Raw genomic sequence first — 18,454 nt, 5'->3', positions numbered from 1 at the left:
ATTAAAATTTGACATTATAAGTTATGGTTGGAATAGGCACCGAAAATATAGACGTTTTGTATGCTTTTATCTCACCATTTGTCGTTACAAAAAAGATAGAATACGGATTGTTTCTGCCTAAAACATTATAAATCGATATGTTCCAGAAACTATGCGACAGCTTTTTGATTTTATGATTTCCTTCGATATTAAAACCAACATCTAATCTATAGTAATCAGGGATTCTAAATTTATTCCTATCGCTATATAAGGTATATTCCAAACCATTATAGACATAGCTGCCTATCGGATAGGTAATTGGTCTTCCGGATTGGTATACGAAATTACTGGAAAGACTATATCTTTTTGTGAATTTATAATTTAATACCGCACTTACTTCGTGTGGCTTGTCGAAATTTGTCGGGAAATAATGGCCATTGTTTACCTTTTCTTCCAGAAACTGACTGTCTGACTTGATAAAAGTACGTGCATAAGTGTAGCCTAGCCAGCCATTAAGTTTGCCTGTATTCTTTTTGATCAGGAACTCAATTCCGTAAGCCTTTCCTTCTCCCTGAAGCAATTGTGTTTCAGGATTTTTATTCAATAGCAATTCAGCACCTACCTTATAGTCTAATAAATTGTCTGATTTTTTATAATAGCCTTCTAAACTAAGTTCTAAATTGTCATCGTCCAGGTTTTTATACAGACCCAATGAAAATTGCTGTGCTTTTTGAGGCGCTATGTTTAGATCAGATAACTTCCAGGCATCAGTAGGGGATTGTGTCGTATTGCTGGTCAATAAGTGAATGTACTGATACGTCTTGTCATAACTGGCTTTTACAGAGAAGTCATCCGTAAATAGATAACGGGCTGCAATTCGGGGTTCAAATCCGCCATACGTTTTAATAGCTTCGTTTTTCTTGTAATATTGGGAACCTATTACCGTATCGTCATTAATGGGAGCATTGCTTTGGTAAATTCTTTCCGTGGCTTCCCCCAGTGCTGAATAACTCGAATAGCGTAAACCCAGAGTAATCAGTAATTTTTCGGTAATATTATAATTGTCCGAAAAATAAACCGCTGATTCTAATGCTTTCTCGCCGTCTATATTTACAGGAATTAAAGTAGCATCTTCCGGTTTTTTAGGATGCAGATATCCCGGATCAACATTGTAAAGTTTGCTTGAAACGCCGTAATTAAAAGCATGCTTTTTATTTAAGGTATAATTTCCATTTAGAATACCCTGTGTTTCATTTAGTTTATATCCGTAATCAAACGAATTGATGCCTCCGTTGTCATAGTCAATATTAAATTTGTATTCACTATTCGTAAATATCAGATCAGCTTTACTTTTGGCATTGAAAGAGTGATTCCATTTTAAGGAAACCAATGCGTTACTGTATTTATAAACAGAATCCGAAGAAATACTAAAACGATCTTTACTGTAATATAAAGTGGTCTCAATATTGTTATTGGTGCTTATTTTGTGATTGTATTTTAGGATTCCGTCAAAAAAGGAAGCTTCACTGTTTTTTAACGATTCATCTTTTAATCGTTTTAGGATCCATTCAGAATAGGTTCCTCTGATACCGACTAATAAGCTTGATTTATTTTTGATTATTGGCGTACTTATCGAAAGGTTACTGGTTACAGATCCGATTCCTCCTTCACCTGAGAATTTTTCAGGATTGCCATTTTTTGTGGTAATATCAAAAACAGAAGATAATCTTCCGCCAAACCTTGCCGGTATACTTCCTTTGTAAATGTCTACTTTGCTGGTTGTGTATGGATTAACAGCAGAGAAAAAACCAAGGAAATGCGACGTATTGTATAAAACAGCATTGTCTAAAAGTATCAGGTTCTGATCGTCTTTTCCTCCACGGACGTTAAATCCTGCAGAGCCTTCACCGGTAGTTTTAATTCCGGGTAAGGTGGTGGCAACCCTGAAAATATCACGTTCCCCCAGGACCAGTGGAATGTTTTTTATTCCTTCCACATCTATACTCGAAACCCCGGCTACGGCAGTTTTTACATTTCTATTGGCGTTCTTATTGATCACTACTTCGTCCAGCTCATTGATGCTTTCGTAAAGCGTTACATCGAGTTTGCCATTATCATAGACCATAATAGGCTGAGTGTCTTTTCTATGATTGATAGACTCTATCTCTATATAATTGAGGCCAGAAGGAACATCAATTTTATAATTACCCTGCTCGTCAGTTGTGGTGCTGATGTTTTTATCACGCACTTTAATGGTTACATTAGAAAGAGGTTTTTTAGTTTTTTCATTCTTTATGGTGCCGGATAAGGTGTATGATTTTAATTCTTCTCCTTTTTTTTCTTTCCCAATATAGGTTATGCCGTTAGTGGTAGTATTTTGTTTTTTCGTATCGAGTTGCTGATGAAACAAAGGTTTTGTTTTGTCCTTATTTTCGGCAATTGTCTGCGAAGCGGTTGCTGGTTCAAAATAATTATCAGGCAGTGAACTGTGGATGATAGTATTTTTTGTCAGTATTATTTTTTTATTGGTAATGAAGTAATTGAGGTTTGTTTTTTCGAAAACAGCACTAAGGATTTCGTCAAGGGAAGTATCTGTATAAATTCCGTTTATTAAAACAGTTTCAGATTTGAGCCAGTTTTCATCAAAATAAAATTTGTAGCCAGCCGCTTTTTCGAGACTTTCTATAGCTGTTTTTAAGTCGGCATTTTTAAATTCAATTGATATGTTGTTCTTTTTTTCCTGACTAAACGATAACGTATGAAAAGCTAATAAAAACAGGACTAATATAATTTTTCTCATTTCTTTAATTGACTTCATTAGGGATAAGACTGTTGATTTCTTTTATTAAATTTTCAATAAAAACCTTCTTATCGAATTCTTCTAATTGAGTGTTAGAGTTATAGTATCTTTTTATTTCGCTTTTTTGCTCCGGAAAAATTTCAATAACGTCACTTTTTGAACTTATCTTATAGTACGCATCTTTGTATTTTAAGACATACTCATTTTTTTCTTTGAATTCATCAGAGCTGTTCTGATTGGTTCCATCAGAAATGACCTTGGTGTCAATAACTTTTGTTCTGTTTTTATGATGTTTGATGTAAAGTGTAATGTTTTTTGAAAAAAGGATTTCCTGATAATAACCGGTCATGTAAGCCGGGCTTGCAGGGTTATTGAAATTGATATTGATGAATTTTTTGTTATTAAGCGTAAACCAGGCCGTTTTCTCTTTAATCAGGCTCATGCCCAAATAATCGTATTCTCCATTAACCCTCAATACAATGATGTCATTATTGATATCATATTTTAGATCCAGATTATAGTAATTCTGCCCCTGATAATTAAGATCTCCAATGCTGTAGTTGTTGGAAAAATAATAACTATGACTTTTATCCAGCGTCCTGTAAAGATTAACATGACGCGGGCCATTGTAGAGCTCTAAGTTTTGTTTACCAACACTCTTGTCAAACCATTTGTATAAAGAAGCACTATTGCTTGTCTGGCTATGTATGGCATAAATGTTTAAGAATAATCCAAATAAGATAAGGAAAATAGATTTATTTTGATAATTTTTCAAAATATTGTGTGGTTTTGATGATTTGTTTTGATGATTTCAAAAGTATTAAAAAATGTGATAAAAATCACACAATCATTGTTAAAACATACTATTTATTTATATTTTTTAACGGAATGGTTCATTTTCTTCAAGAAAATGTTTCTAAAAGGCCGATTTACGAATTAGAACAGTTCATTATGCGAATTATTCCAAAGATTAATTAGAATTGGATTTTTTTACTTCGATAATTTCCCTGATATAAACAGGCTTTCCACTTGCTGAAAATCCTTCTAAGAGGACCTCAAATTTCCCCGATATATCGGATGTGTAAAATTTAATACTGGCACCACTTAAATCGGTATTGGGTACCCATAAAAGCTGATGCCTGTAATCTGGGATTCTGGTATTTTTATTGTCTGAATAATCCGGTTGAAAGTATTCTTTTTTACCCTGAGGCCTCAAAAGGTCCGGTCTTATTATAAAATTACCTTTTAGTTTAGTTTTATAATCTCCATTTTTTGTAGTAAACGCTACCACTCCGTTAAATGATTTTGAACCATAATAATAAAGTCCTTTTACAACATTGACTTTATAAATATTCTTAGGGTTGTAGGTGAAAAATTCGTTTAAATCGTCAAGAATAAGCCCGTCAACAACAACTAATGGTTGCGACGAGGACTCGTAATTTTCATCATAATCATATACATGCAAAGAATAGTTTTGATTGTTTTTTCTGAAAACTACTCCGCTTACCACTTCTGTAATGGTTTCTTCCATGGTTGGAAATCTTGTAAAATCATCAAGTTTATATTCTTTAGACAGAGAACCATAAAACGGAGCAAAATTAGCAGGAGAAAGCAAACTGTCTTTTTTGATGTTGTAATAGGCGTTTTCTACCTGACTTGAAACCAGTCTTTCGGTTATATTTTTGTCCGAGTCCGGATTGAATTTCAAATCAGAAAATTTTAGGTTAGAAAGATCCGCTTCCTTCTGTTTGTCCATTTCGATGGTATAACTTTCTTTGTTATATTCCAGTACCTGAATGATAATATTAGGGTTTGGATTTGCTTTTTCTATATTAAAAGTAAATCTCCCCTGCTCGTCTGTTTTGCCAATTTTCGCATCATAATTTTTACCTGCAACCGAAAGGCCAATTTGTTTATTTTTAATTTCTTCCGTTGCAGATGTTATTCTTCCGGAGATTATCTCTCCTCTTACTTCAGGCCATGCAAAATTTGAGTTATTAAGGATATTGCTGTAAGAAGAACTCTGATGTGTTGCCTGATAATCGCTAAAAATTATTTTATTTTGCGCTAAAAAACCATCTGTTTTCCTAACCGAAATCATATAATTTCCTTTTAAAAAATCATCAGAAACGGCATTGACTTTTAGCTCTACCTGCTCGCGATTATTAAATATTTTGTTCTTTAAATCAAACGAAATATTATCAGTAGTTGTACTTGAAAACACGATCTCTTTGGGATCGGTAACAGGATCAGGAGTATCAACTGCTTTTTCCCTATAAGGGTTTACAATATAAATATCAGTATTGAAAAATTCTTCAGCGCCATTATTTGACAACATCCAGTTTGTATATCCAATAATTTTATAAGTTCCGGTTTCTAATGTAGTTGGAATAAAAAAATCGCCATTCCCGCTTCCGTTTTCCAGAAATAGTTTATGGGTGACAACGGGCCTTTTATTATTGTCAATGAGTTCAAAATAAGCGACTTTGGTGTATTTTGTGGGTGCATTTGTGGTTTTGTCAACACAAAATATTTTATAGTACAACGTCTCACCTGTTAAGAAAGAGTTCGTATTAGTGCTGATGAAAACCGACTCGTTTAAATTTTTGTCGATAGTTTTAAGTTCCGCTAAAGCATTATTTTTCTGAGCAAATACAATTTGCTGATAACTTAGTAGTAAAGTTAGGCCCAATAAATATCTTAGTCTATCCAAAATGATGGTTTTATGTTTGAGGAAAAGGAGGTACAATCTCCGCATTGTATAGTATATAATATAATTTTTTGAGAGTCGTCGGTTGGGAAAAACACTCTTGCCCGTGTTTTGATTAATTCTACTATAGTTGGGCCCTGACAAGTTGAATTTGGACTTGTATTGTAGCAATTATTAAAATAAAAATTGGCAGCTTCGCCTTCAGGAATTACTATTGGGCAGTAATATTGGTATTCCGGAGATGGTGTTTTGGGAAAAAGATCATTAAAATTAAAAAATATTCTTTTTTCGGAATAAGACGACACTTCAAAAAAACCAATTACTTTTTCACGCGAATCATCAACAGATTTGATATTTCCACGAAAGAAACCGGGTTGGGTCTGCGACAAAATGCTTCCGTTATCTGATATTTCTTTTAGCGTTTCATAATAGGTATGGGCAGCAAGAGTTTGCACATATTGTTTTACCAGAATACTATATCTGTTTCTAATGATGTGGTCTTTGCTGCTGATGAACTTGACAGGGAAATTACTCACCCGGTCTTCAGATAAGTCGTTGGTGCTTGTTAGTATTATTTCATTCGATTTTTGATCTGAATAGCAAGTTCGTGCTTCTGTGGTTCTTGGACTAGGGGTGACCACATTGCCAGCAGGAACAGCTTCCTGGGAAAACCAAATAGGCGCTACAACTTTATAGGTTTCATCATATTTATACCTGTAATATCTGGATGTACTCGTGGGGTCCGAGCTGTTTACTTCAATTTGTACACCGCGTATTCCATTTTTGGTTGTTACATTTGGCACTACACTTCCAATCTGCGTCTGAGTGGTCAGTTTTTCTGTACCCGAAACATATGTTCTTCCGTTTTTGGTTACAATATGTAATTGGTATTGCCGCTCCGGAACTGCCTGAAATTTATCGACAGATATGTAGGAAGAGCCGGTCTCGGCAAAATCGTATTTATTTCCTAAATCATCGGTTACATTGACAATAGCCTGAGATTCAAATTGCGGAAAGCTTTCTTCCAGAGAATACGTTCTGGAAATTTTTACTTCGTGGTTTTTATATTCGTTTGTTAAGGTAGCTTCTACTATTATAACATCTTCAAAGTCATTGTTTTGATAATTATAGGGCGTAGTGCAGCCGAAAATTGATGCTAAGAGTGCAATTCCGGGAAAGCTATACAGAAAGATCTTTTTCATCATCTTTAAAATTTAAAATTATAAGTAATAGTAGGTATCGGCATTCCAAAAATAGAAGTTTGGTACGCCTTTACCTGGCCTTCTTTCGTTACAAAAAAGATAGAGTAGGGATTGTTTCTTCCCAATACATTGTATACTGAAATGTTCCAAAAACTATGTGCCAGTTTCTTTATCTTATGATTTCCCTCAATATTTAACCCAATATCGAGTCTGTAATAATCAGGAATTCTAAATTTATTTCGGTCACTGTAAAGGGTATATTCTGCTCCTTCATAGGTGTATTTTCCAATAGGATAGGTAACTGGCCTGCCGGTTTGATAAACAAAATTAGAAGAAAAGCTGTAACGATGTGTAAATTTGTAATTCATCACAATACTTACATCATGAGGTTTGTCAAAATTGGCACGGAAATAATTTCCGCCATTCACCTTTTCATCATTAAACTGACTGTCTAGTTTTATAAAAGCTCTAGAGTAGGTATAGCCAATCCATCCGTTAAGTCTTCCGTACGGCTTTTTTAATAAAAATTCTACCCCGTAGGCTTTTCCTTCCCCCTGCAGTAATTCGGTTTCCAGATTTTGATTTAAAAGTATGTTGGCTCCAACTTTGTAGTCTAAAATATTCTTGGAAGTCTTATAATATCCTTCCAGGCTTAGTTCTAAATGTTCGTAATCTAATGTTTTAAAAAGACCTAATGAATATTGTAATCCGCTTTGCGGTTTAACATTCAGATCCGATAATTTCCAGGTATCTGTTGGCGATTGTGTGGTGTTGTTTGATAGTAAATGAATGTATTGAAAATTTTTGTCGAAGCCGGCTTTTATAAAGAAACTGTCGTCAACAATATAGCGTAATCCAATTCTGGGTTCAAAACCTCCGGAGGAATTAATAACCTCATTGGTGCCATATTTTTTTTCCTCTATAACTGTTGATGGTGTTTTTGGGACTCCATCCTGATAAATCTTTTGGGTTGCTGCTCCCAACGCGGCATAAAACGAATATCTTGCGCCAATATCGAGCAATAATTGATCTGTAATTTCAAACTTATCCGAAAAAAATAATGCCGATTCCCAGCCTTTTTCGTCATCAATCCGTATTGGAGCTATCAATGAAGATTCGTCATTTGGGTTTAATTGTCCGGGATTAATTTTATAAATTTTGCTCGAAAGTCCGTAAGTAAATTTATGTTTATCAGTATACAGCGTATTAAATTTTACGTTGAATTGGGTCTCGTCAATTTTATATTTAAATAAAAATGATTCAGGAGTAGGGGATTCGTAATCAATACTGAATTTATATTCGCTGTTGGTTACGTTAAATTCGCTGCTTGTTTTTTCATTAAAAGTATGTTTCCATTTTAGAGAAACCAGCCTGTTACTGTACTTGTATAAAGAGTCAGGCGTTATCGTGTAAGCGTCTTTACTGTAATATACAGTTCCTTCAACAGCGTTGTTTTTGTTTATTTTATGATTGTATTTCGCAATTAAATCATAAAAAGAGGCATGGCTGTTTTTTAGGTTTTCATCGTCAAGCGTTTTTAAAATCCAGTCAGAATAGGTGGCTCTTCCTCCAACCAATAAGCTTGCTTTTCCTTTTACAACAGGAATTGAAGCAGTAAGATTGCTTGTTACGGGACCTATACCTCCTTCACCGGAAAATTTTTCTGTGTTTCCATTTTTAGAAACAATATCAAAAACAGAGGATAATCTGCCGCCATATTCGGAAGGAATTCCTCCTTTATAAATGTCTACTTTGTTAATGGTATAAGGGTTGAGAGAAGAGAAGAACCCGAATAGGTGAGTGGGGTTGTATAGCGTTGCATTGTCTAATAATACAAGATTCTGATCTTCTTTTCCTCCACGAACATTAAAACCGGACGAACCTTCACCTGCCGTTTTTACTCCGGGAATAGTCAGCGCAACTTTAAGAATGTCCCTTTCTCCAAGAACCAAAGGAATCGTTTTTACTCCTTCTGCTTCAATAGTGGTAACGCCTGTTATAGCAGTCCTGACATTCTGATTGCCTTTTCCTTTTACGACCACTTCATCCAGTTGGTTTATCTTTTCAGTGGTCGAAAAGTCAAGATTACCATTGCTGTAAATCATTATTTTTCGGGAGGCAGATCTGTAAAAAACAGATTCAATTTCGATAGTACTTATTCCGGTTGGAAGCTTTAAGCTGTAAAATCCCTCTGCATTCGTAATGGTACTGATAGAGGTGTTTTTGGCTTTAACCGTAATATCTGCCAGAGGTTTGTTGTCTTTTAGGTCCGTAATATGTCCTGAAAGCGTATAGAAATCAATTTCAGAAGCTGCGGCTTCTTTTCCAATTAAGGCAATTGGAGCGGTGGTATCTGTCTTGTTTTTTTTAACCGAATCATATTGTTGGAAAAAGATTGGAGTTTTGGATTTTTCAGTGCCTTTTGCGGTTTTTCCTTTGTATTTGTCGTAAATAATACTGTTTTTCGTTAGTATGATTTTAGTATCATCAATAAAAAAATTAAGCTCTGTATCTTCAAAAACTTTTGCTAATATTTCCTGAATGGTTTCATTGGAATAATTTCCTGATATCAGAACGGTTTTATCAAACCAGTCTTCCTGAAAATAAAATGTAAAATGGGTTGAAGCTTCTATTTTTTTTAAAACCTCGACCCTGTTAACATTACTGTAACTGATGCTGATTTTTGTTTGTTGACCCTGCGCATACATGAATTGATTTAAACCAAAAAATAATAAAATAATAGTAAATATTCTCATTGGGATAATTTCTACAGATTTAAATTGTTAATGTATCTCATTAGATTTTTGATAAATAATGAGGGGTCTTCCTTTTTTAAGTTTCGGTTCTTAAAATAGAAATCATTTATTTTTCTTTTGTCTTCAGGATATAATTTTATGATTTCTTTCTTATCATTTATTAAATGGAAATCGTTGTCCTTAAAAAGAATATAATCATATTTAAGAAGATACCCGATGTAAAAAGCGTTCTCTCCCACGACATTGTTTCTCTCCTTGTAATATTTGATGTAAAGAATGGTGTTGTTAGCAAGAATCACTTCTTCGTAATAGCCTTTTTTGAGATTCGGCGCACTTAGTTCTTTTAGGTTGGTAAATTTTTGATTGCCAATCTTAAAAGAACTGACATAATCCTTAATGATATTTATTTTTGTAGTGTTGGATTCGGCATACGGCCTTAATACTAATTCATCGGCATAGATATCATACTTTAAGTACAAATCGAAATAGTGCTGGCCATTGTACATAATACTGCCGTTTTTAAAATCATCAATATAATAGCGATTCTGATTATTGGCTGTTTTATCAAAGTTTAAATGGGCGGGTCCGTTTTTGAAGTCTAAAGATTCTATTCCAAGATTTTTATCAAACCAGTTATAAGTAGAAACTTCATTGTTGGTTTGGCTGTGAATATTATAAATGTTTAGGAATAATCCAAATAAAATTAAAAAATACAGATTTTTTTGAAGCTTTTTCAAAGGATTTTTGGTTTTTTGTGTTTTTGGTTTGGTATTTCCAAAAGTATCAAAAAAATATTATAAAACCATTTTTATTTGGTCTTTCAAACGAAAAACCCCAATTCAAATAAATGAATTGGGGTTTTCTATGAATAAACCTTTAGTAAACTAAGATCTGATTACTCTTTTTTGTCCTCGCGTGGAGGTCTTTGTAAAAGCGCTTTTCTGGACACTTTTTCTTTTCTTGTTTTAGGATCAAGACCTAAGTATTTCACTTCAAAAACATCTCCCATGTTTACAACATCGGTAACATTTTCAGTACGTTCCCAGGCTAGCTCAGATACGTGAAGCAATACTTCGTTTCCTGGTGCAGCAGTATATTCTACTACAGCTCCAAAGTCAAGCATTTTAATTACTTTTACTTCGTAAGCTTCTCCCATTTGTGGTTTGAAAGTGATTGACTTAATTTTAGCCAATACTGCTTCAATTCCTGCAGGATCTGTCCCTAAGATTTCGATCACACCTTCTTCGTTTACTTCGTTGATCACGATAGTCGTTCCGGTAGCTTTTTGTAATTCCTGAATTACTTTTCCACCAGGTCCGATCAACGCTCCGATAAAACTTCCAGGAATAGTTCTGGTGATGATTTTAGGAGAGTGTGCTTTAACATCTGCATTTGGTTTTGCAAGAGTTTCAAGTAATTTTCCTAAAATATGCAAACGTCCTTCACGGGCCTGAGCCAAAGCCTGCTCCATGATTTCGTATTTCAATCCGTCAATTTTGATGTCCATCTGACAAGCTGTAATACCTTCAGAAGTTCCGGTTACTTTGAAATCCATATCTCCTAAGTGATCTTCATCACCTAAAATATCAGATAAAACTGCAAAACGTTCTCCGTCTGTAATCAATCCCATTGCAATTCCTGAAACCGGACGAATCATTTGAATACCGGCATCCATTAAAGCTAATGTTCCCGCACAAACGGTAGCCATAGAAGAGGAACCATTTGATTCCAGTACTTCAGAAACAACTCTGATCGTATATGGATTTTCAGCAGGAATCATGTTTTTCAACGCTCTTTGTGCCAGGTTTCCGTGTCCGACTTCTCTTCTTGAAGTTCCTCTTAACGGACGGGCTTCTCCAGTAGAAAATGGTGGGAAGTTATAATGTAAATAGAATTTTTCTTCTCCTTGTTCAGATGGGGAATCAATTTGGTTTGCTTCTCTGGATGTTCCTAAAGTTGCTGTTGCCAAAGCCTGGGTTTCTCCACGTGTAAACAATGCAGAACCGTGAACAGATGGTAAGTAATCTACTTCACACCAGATTGGTCTGATTTCTGTAGTTTTTCTTCCGTCAAGACGCGTTCCTAAATCTAAAGTTACATTACGAACCGCTTCTTTATTGGTTTTGTAGAAATATTTAGCAACTAAATCTCCATTTTCCGCCAATTCTTCTTCAGTAAATAAGGCTTTCACTTCTTCTTTTACAGCATCAAATGCAGCAGAACGTTCGTGTTTCGCTGAACCTTTGCTTGCAATAGCGTAAATTTTATCGTAAGCCGCTGCTTTTACTTTTGCGTAAATAGCATCGTCTGTTTTTTCAGTTTCATAAGTACGAACTTCTTTTTTTCCAAAAGCAGCTGCCAGTCTTTCCTGAGCTGCAATTTGTACTTTAATATGCTCGTGCGCAAATTTAATCGCTTCTAACATTTCAGCTTCTGAGATTTCTTTCATTTCTCCTTCTACCATTGCGATAGAATCAGTCGAAGCTCCAATCATCATATCAATATCAGATAATTCTAATTGTGCACGGGATGGATTGATGATAAATTTACCGTCAATTCTTCCCACTCTGGCTTCAGAAATTAAAGTTTCAAAAGGAATATCAGACAAAGCAAGTGCTGCCGAAGCGGCTAATCCTGCTAATGCATCCGGCATAACTTCATCGTCATGAGACATAAGCTGAATCATAACCTGAACTTCTGCGTGATAATCACTTGGGAAAAGCGGACGTAAAACACGGTCAACTAATCTCATTGTTAATACTTCGCTATCACTAGGACGGGCTTCTCTTTTGAAGAAACCTCCAGGAAAACGACCTGCTGCTGCAAATTTTTCACGGTAATCTACCGTTAATGGTAAAAAGTCAATACCGGGACTTGCTTTTCTTGATGATACAACTGTTCCTAAAATAACAGTTTTACCAATTCTTACTACTACAGAACCATCCGCTTGTTTTGCTAAACGGCCTGTCTCGATTGTGATGCTTCTGCCATCACCTAAATCGATACTTTCTACAAATAATTGTGGAATCATAAATTTTTTCCTTATTGGTTATACAATGGGTTTTAGTTGTGTTGTAGTTGTTGTGTGTGTAGTTGTTGTTTATTCTAAAACCCAATGAAAAACCAAACTTTTTTTCTTATAAAATGCTTGTAATAAATATATTCCGTAAAAAACAAAAAGAGGCACTTTCGCACCTCTTTTCTATATTGATTATTTTCTGATATTCAATACTTTGATAATCTCACGATATCTGTTGATCTCTTTCTTTTTCAAGTAATCCAACAAAGATCTTCTTTTACCTACTAACAGTACAAGAGAACGCTCAGTGTTGTAATCGTGACGATTTTTTTTCAAGTGCTCAGTTAAGTGTGAAATTCTGTAAGTGAACAATGCAATTTGAGCTTCTGCTTTTCCAGTGTTTGTTGCTTCACCGTGTTGTGCAAAAATCTCTTCTTTTTTTTCTTTAGTTAAATACATTCCAATATTATTTAATGATTTTTATGTAGTCGTACATCTTTTGTAAGACGGTGCAAAATTACATTTTTTTTTCGAAAAAATAAATTTAAAGACTGAAAAATTTAAAGTTCCAATAATTTAGGCGAAAAAACAGCATTATGATAATACGTTAGGTGCTTCATTTTTAAAATAATTTGGCAACTTGCTGATTTACAAATTCTAAAAACCTTTCGTCTGCTTCTGTAAACGGATCGATAACGTGACTGTCAATATCAATCTGACCGATATTTTGTCCGTTAACAAATAAAGGAACAACGATTTCAGACTTTACCGTAAAACTGCAGGCAATGTAATTGTCCTGTGCAGCGACATCCGGCACCACAAAGTTAGCATTGCTTTCCGCCACCTGGCCACAGATTCCTTTTCCAAAAGGAATTACGGTATGATCGGTTTCAGCCCCTACATAAGGACCTAAATGAAGGGTTTTGTTTTCATGATTCGCAAAATAAAATCCAACCCAATTGTAATATTCAACGTTTTCGTTTAATAATTGGCAGACAGATAATAATTTTTCGTCTCTAACCGTATTTGTATCAGCTATAATAGCGCTTATTTTTGGTTGTAATTCCTGAAATGTCATAATGCAAAATTTTATGCAAAAGTATTTAATACTGAAATTAAAAAATACATAAATTTGTTAAAAATTTCACTTGAAAAAATATTTACAGCAATTTAAACCCTTTCTGATTTTTATAGGCACTTTTTTCGCTGCTTATATCGGATTGACGGTGATTTATAAATTTTACTTAAACAGCTTTGAAGCAAATGATATTGATGGGATAACCACAATGATTGGCCATAATGTAGAGCAGCTGATGCATTTGTTTAATGAAAATACTAAAATTGCCAAAAGTCTTTCAGGTCCTTACTTAGAAGTTCGGTACCATAATAAGTTTACCGTTATTATTGTAGAAGGATGTAATGCCGTCAGCGTTATGATTCTGTTTGTTTCTTTTGTACTGGCATTTTCCGGAAAGTTTAAGACGACTTTACTATTTATTCTGTTTGGTATTGCGCTGATTTATATTTTTAATGTGATCCGGATTGGACTATTGACAGTGTTATTGTTTCATTTTCGACAACAGGAACATCTTCTCCACGGAGTCCTTTTCCCATTAATAATCTACGGATTGGTTTTTGGTTTATGGGTTTTCTGGGTCAACAAATTTTCAAAATATGCTAAGTAAAATAAAGGAGCACAAGGGAAAAATCATCATTGCGGTCCTTATAGTACTATGCTTTGGACTGATAAGAACTTTTGAAGAGGCATTGTTCTATGATCCTTTTTTGGTTTACTTTGATTCCGATTTCAAGGGACTGCCTTTTCCTGAAGTTGATGTTTTTAAGCTTTTTTGCGGGCTTTTACTTCGCTATTTTCTAAACTCCGGTTTATCGCTTCTGCTTATTTATGTGCTGTTTCAGGACGTGGAAATTGTTAAGTTCAGTGCCATTTTGTACGGCTGTTTCCTGGCGATCCTTTTCGCGGCATTTTTTGTAATTCTCCACTATTTTCCTGACGGGAGCTGGTTGCTTTTTTACGTCAGAAGGTTTATTATTCAGCCCATTTTTGTTTTGCTTTTTATTCCTGCCTTTTATTATCAGATGCAGGGTTTGAAAAAATAACATTTTATTAGTTTTTTTCTAAGGTCTTTTGAATATTTTTGCACTTATGAATGTAAAGAAGTGCACAGGATTATTTTTAGCGTTCCTATTGTTGGTATCCAACATGGGGTTTGCTTTTGATGTGCATTATTGCGGAGGTAAAATCGCTTCCGTTTCTTTAAATACTACAGTTTCTGCTGCTCCTGAAAAGAAATGTTGTGGATCTTCTGAGAAAAAATCGTCCTGTTGTAAAGATAAAGTAGTTCATTTCGAGAAAAAATCGGATAACGCAACTTTTAAAATATTCTTTTTTCAGGTTGCTTTTCCTGCTGTAATTCAGGATTTCGTGCCGATTTCTTTTTTAGCTGTACCAAATTTCAAAAACCATCAGATCACTTCTTATTATTCTGATGCGAATGCACCTCCTTTATATCAGTTATACAGACAATATATTTTTTACGCCTGATTTTAATATTTAGAATCAAGTCTTTCACGGCTTGTATTGAACTGTTTTTGTGTTTCCCAAAACTTAAGAAACAGCATTTTCTAAATAATTAAAATCATTTTTATGCAAAAAAATATCATGCTTTTTGTGATGTTTTTGCTTTCCGTTTCTGTGTTTTCGCAAGAAGATCTGGAAGAAGTAAAAATTACAAAAAAGCAAAAAGGGATTAAAAAATCCTATACTGTTACCGCAAACACAACGCTTGTCACAAGCAAAGAATTGCTAAAAGCCGCTTGTTGTAACCTTGCCGAAAGTTTCGAGACAAATCCGTCGATTGATGTCAATTTTTCGGATGCTCTGACTGGAACCAAACAAATTAAAATGCTGGGTTTAACAAGCCCGTATTTAATGATTACGGAAGAAAATATTCCCTCTGTCCGTGGCGCTTCCCAGGCCTATGGCTTATCCCTTACTCCCGGAACCTGGATCGAAAGTGTGCAGATTACGAAAGGAGCCGGAAGTGTTATAAATGGATACGAGAGTATTTCGGGACAAATTAATACCGAGCTTTTAAAACCGTTAAGTGACATTCCGTTTTTTCTCAATGCTTACGGATCCACTGATTCACGTTTTGAACTGAATACGCATTTCAATAAAAAATTATCCGATAAATGGGCAACCAGCCTGTTTCTTCACGGCAATACGCGTGTGGCAAAAAACGACATGAATAATGATGGTTTTCTAGATAATCCGCTGGGAAAACAAATCAATATTCTGAACCGGTATCAGTATTACGATGCCGAAAGCGGTTTGGTGAGTTTTATCAATTTCAGGTATATGAATGATAAAAAACAGACGGGTGAAGTTGATTTCAATAAAGACCGTGATAGGGGAACAACGAACTATTGGGGCTCTGAAATCAACACAGAACGTTTTGAGGTTTCTACAAAAATCGGCTATGTTTTTAAGGATATGCCGTATCAGAGTATTGGTTTTCAGAATGCTTTCAACAGCCACAACCAGGAATCTTATTTTGGTCTAAACCAGTATAACATCAAACAAAACAGTTATTATTCGAATTTGATTTTCAATTCGATTATCAATAATACGATGCACAAATTTGCAACGGGCCTGAATTTTTCGTACGATCAGTATCAGGAGTTTGTAAATGTAAATGATTACAGCAGAATCGATAATTCGGTTGGGGCATTTTTTGAATATACCTATGATAATACCGATAACTTCAGTGTGATTTTAGGCGGAAGAGTCGACAATCATAACCGCTTAGGTGTTTTTGTAACGCCGCGTTTGCACCTGAGATACAATCCGTGGAAAGATGCCGTGCTTCGTTTTTCAGCAGGGAGGGGCAAGCGTTCGGCTAATATCTTTGCCGAAAACCAGCAGCTTTTTGCAAGTTCCAGAACGTTCTCAATTTTAGATAATAATGGAAAAATTTATGGACTGAATCCTGAAATAGCCTGGAATTACGGTGTGAGTTTTTCCCAGAAGTTCAAATTGTTTGGTAAAAATGCAGATGCCGGATTTGATTTGTATCGTACGGATTTTCAGAATCAGGCCGTTATCGATTTAATGCAGAGCCCTCAGGAAGTTTTGTTTTATAATCTTAAGGGGAATTCATTTGCAAACAGCCTGCAGGTGGAATTCAATTATGAGTTGATTCATAATCTTAATCTGAGAACAGCTTATAAATATTACGATATCCAGACCGATTATCTAAGAGGAACTTTTCAAAGACCGTTGCAGGCAAAACACCGTTTTCTGGGAAATCTTGAATATGAAACCAGCCTGAATGACGACAGGCAATGGAAGTTTGACTATACCTTCAACTGGTCGGGAAAACAGCAATTGCCGTATACGGCATCAAATCCTGCTGCCGATCAGTTTCCTGATTTTTCACCTTCTTATGCAGTTATGAATATGCAGGTTACCAGAGTTTTTTCTTCGGTATTTGAAGTTTATATCGGTGGCGAAAACATAGGGAATTACAAACAGGAAAAAGCAATTTTAGGCGCCAGTGATCCTTTTGGACCCAATTTTGATGCTTCGGTAGCGTACGCACCAATTTTTGGGCAAATGTATTACGCAGGATTACGATTTAAAATAAAATAAAAAACAAAAACAAAAATCAATATCAAAAATCAATATTAATAATAATAAATACTACTAAAATGAAACATATAATTTTAATTGCCCTGATTGCTGTTTTTGGATTTTCAGCCCAGGCACAGACTAAAAAGAATAAGAATTTAAAATATGCTACAGAAGTAAACGGTAATTGCGAGCAATGCAAGAAACGTATCGAAAAAGCTGCATTTGGCGTGCCGGGTGTAAAGACAGCCAACTGGGATATTAGTTCGCACCAGCTTACCGTCATTCTGAATGAAGAAAAGTCTTCTCCGGCTGACCTAAATAAAGCAATTGCAAAGGTGGGACATGATACCAGGGAGGTAAAAGCAGAGCAGGCCGATTATGATAATCTGCACAGCTGCTGCAAGTATGAAAGACAATAATTTAAAGAGCCCGGGTTCAAATCCGGGCTTTTTTGAATCGTTAATTAATCTTTAAAATACCGCATTTTATTGTGGTTGAATTAAATTATTGTTACTTTCACGAACTTATAAATATAACCAAACGCATTTATGAATAATTTCGACTGGACCCAATTAATTAACCCTGAATTTTATATTACGTTAAGTGTCGGAGGATTTCAGATTGGATTATATATTGTTTTGTTTATAGTATTTGCTGAGACAGGACTTTTTGCAGGTTTTTTTCTGCCGGGAGACAGCTTACTTTTTCTAGCGGGTATTTACAGTCGCGATTTGATTCAGAATGTGGTATCTATTCCAAGCGATTTTATTAACGTGTTTTTGCTTTCAACGCTGGTAGCGGTGATGGGAGTTTTGGGTAATATGACGGGATATTGGTTTGGAGCCAAAAGCGGATATTACCTCTTTAAAAAAGAAGACTCCTTCTGGTTTAAAAAGAAATACCTGTTGCAGTCAAAAGATTTCTTTGAGAAATATGGAGGTAAGGCTATTATTTATGCCCGTTTTCTTCCCATCTTCAGGACTTTCGCTCCAATCATTGCAGGGATAGTTTCTATGGATAAAAAGAAATTCATGTTTTATAATATTCTGAGTTCATTTCTCTGGTCATTCTTATTGATCTTTTCAGGACATTATTTATATGGCGTTTTTCTAAAAGAAGGAATAGATTTAAAGGAACATATCGAATACATTATTATTATCATTGTAATCATTTCTACATTCCCGGTTTTACTTAAATTATTAAAGAAAAGACCAAGCGAAAAAATATAAACAAAAAAAAATATACATAAAAAAAGTCCGAAGTTTTAAGCTTCGGACTTTTTTATGTGATACAGTCGGTGATAAAAATAAGAATCAGCTATTATATTATTT

General features: G+C 34.9%; 15 protein-coding genes. 6 read left to right on the top strand and 9 right to left on the bottom strand.

All coding sequences use genetic code 11. The annotated features are described in order from the left end of the window. Position 1: 1 nt before the first annotated feature. From D0817_RS08160 to D0817_RS08120, 9 genes are all read right to left on the bottom strand, one after another. Positions 2–2,797 carry a TonB-dependent receptor domain-containing protein gene (locus D0817_RS08160; RefSeq protein WP_238160844.1) on the bottom strand — a complete coding sequence of 932 codons (2,796 nt, stop codon included), beginning with the start codon at positions 2,795–2,797 and terminating at the stop codon, positions 2–4. Next, entirely contained in the window at positions 2,784–3,554 is a 771-nt protein-coding gene (locus D0817_RS08155) for a hypothetical protein (protein WP_127337898.1), read from the bottom strand. Before D0817_RS08155 ends, D0817_RS08160 begins: the two co-directional genes overlap by 14 nt. Positions 3,555–3,749: 195 nt before the next feature. After that, on the bottom strand, positions 3,750–5,492 hold the full coding sequence (locus D0817_RS08150; protein ID WP_127337897.1) for a hypothetical protein: 1,743 nt from the start codon (positions 5,490–5,492) through the stop codon (positions 3,750–3,752). Continuing rightward, complete coding sequence (locus tag D0817_RS08145; RefSeq protein WP_127337896.1) at positions 5,480–6,694, bottom strand: DUF4249 domain-containing protein; 1,215 nt, start codon at positions 6,692–6,694, stop codon at positions 5,480–5,482. Before D0817_RS08145 ends, D0817_RS08150 begins: the two co-directional genes overlap by 13 nt. A gap of 2 nt (positions 6,695–6,696) precedes the next feature. Then, positions 6,697–9,447 (bottom strand): TonB-dependent receptor, encoded by a 2,751-nt coding sequence (locus tag D0817_RS08140; protein WP_127337895.1) that lies wholly within the window; start codon positions 9,445–9,447, stop codon positions 6,697–6,699. A gap of 11 nt (positions 9,448–9,458) precedes the next feature. Continuing rightward, a complete protein-coding gene (locus D0817_RS08135) occupies positions 9,459–10,184 on the bottom strand; it encodes a hypothetical protein (RefSeq protein ID WP_127337894.1) in 726 nt (241 codons plus the stop codon). A gap of 158 nt (positions 10,185–10,342) precedes the next feature. Next, positions 10,343–12,478 (bottom strand): polyribonucleotide nucleotidyltransferase, encoded by a 2,136-nt coding sequence (locus tag D0817_RS08130; RefSeq protein WP_127337893.1) that lies wholly within the window; start codon positions 12,476–12,478, stop codon positions 10,343–10,345. Between the two features lie 180 nt (positions 12,479–12,658). Continuing rightward, positions 12,659–12,925: a 30S ribosomal protein S15 gene (gene rpsO / locus D0817_RS08125; RefSeq protein ID WP_041516556.1), complete on the bottom strand. Its 267-nt coding sequence runs from the start codon at positions 12,923–12,925 to the stop codon at positions 12,659–12,661. Positions 12,926–13,088: 163 nt separating this feature from the next. Continuing rightward, on the bottom strand, positions 13,089–13,544 hold the full coding sequence (locus D0817_RS08120; protein ID WP_127337892.1) for a GAF domain-containing protein: 456 nt from the start codon (positions 13,542–13,544) through the stop codon (positions 13,089–13,091). 70 nt (positions 13,545–13,614) lie between these two features. Between D0817_RS08120 and xrtF the strand changes: the two genes are divergently transcribed. The 6 genes from xrtF (at position 13,615) to D0817_RS08090 (ending at position 18,352) form a co-directional block, all read left to right on the top strand. Continuing rightward, positions 13,615–14,151, top strand: a complete 537-nt coding sequence (gene xrtF, locus D0817_RS08115; protein WP_127337891.1) for an exosortase family protein XrtF — start codon at positions 13,615–13,617, stop codon at positions 14,149–14,151. Then, complete coding sequence (locus tag D0817_RS08110; protein WP_127337890.1) at positions 14,141–14,587, top strand: exosortase F system-associated membrane protein; 447 nt, start codon at positions 14,141–14,143, stop codon at positions 14,585–14,587. Before xrtF ends, D0817_RS08110 begins: the two co-directional genes overlap by 11 nt. Before the next feature lie 46 nt (positions 14,588–14,633). Continuing rightward, a complete protein-coding gene (locus tag D0817_RS08105; RefSeq protein WP_127337889.1) occupies positions 14,634–15,032 on the top strand; it encodes an HYC_CC_PP family protein in 399 nt (132 codons plus the stop codon). Positions 15,033–15,134: 102 nt separating this feature from the next. Further along, complete coding sequence (locus D0817_RS08100) at positions 15,135–17,141, top strand: TonB-dependent receptor plug domain-containing protein (RefSeq protein ID WP_127337888.1); 2,007 nt, start codon at positions 15,135–15,137, stop codon at positions 17,139–17,141. A gap of 59 nt (positions 17,142–17,200) precedes the next feature. Then, a complete protein-coding gene (locus D0817_RS08095) occupies positions 17,201–17,542 on the top strand; it encodes a heavy-metal-associated domain-containing protein (protein WP_127337887.1) in 342 nt (113 codons plus the stop codon). A gap of 129 nt (positions 17,543–17,671) precedes the next feature. Further along, positions 17,672–18,352 carry a DedA family protein gene (locus D0817_RS08090; protein ID WP_127337886.1) on the top strand — a complete coding sequence of 227 codons (681 nt, stop codon included), beginning with the start codon at positions 17,672–17,674 and terminating at the stop codon, positions 18,350–18,352. Positions 18,353–18,454: the final 102 nt, after the last annotated feature.

Origin of the sequence: Flavobacterium cupreum, from assembly GCF_003996965.1 — a bacterium.
GTDB classification, from domain to species: Bacteria; Bacteroidota; Bacteroidia; order Flavobacteriales; family Flavobacteriaceae; genus Flavobacterium; species Flavobacterium cupreum.
Note: the sequence above shows the minus strand (reverse complement) of the source record. Positions and strands in the feature narration are given on the sequence as shown.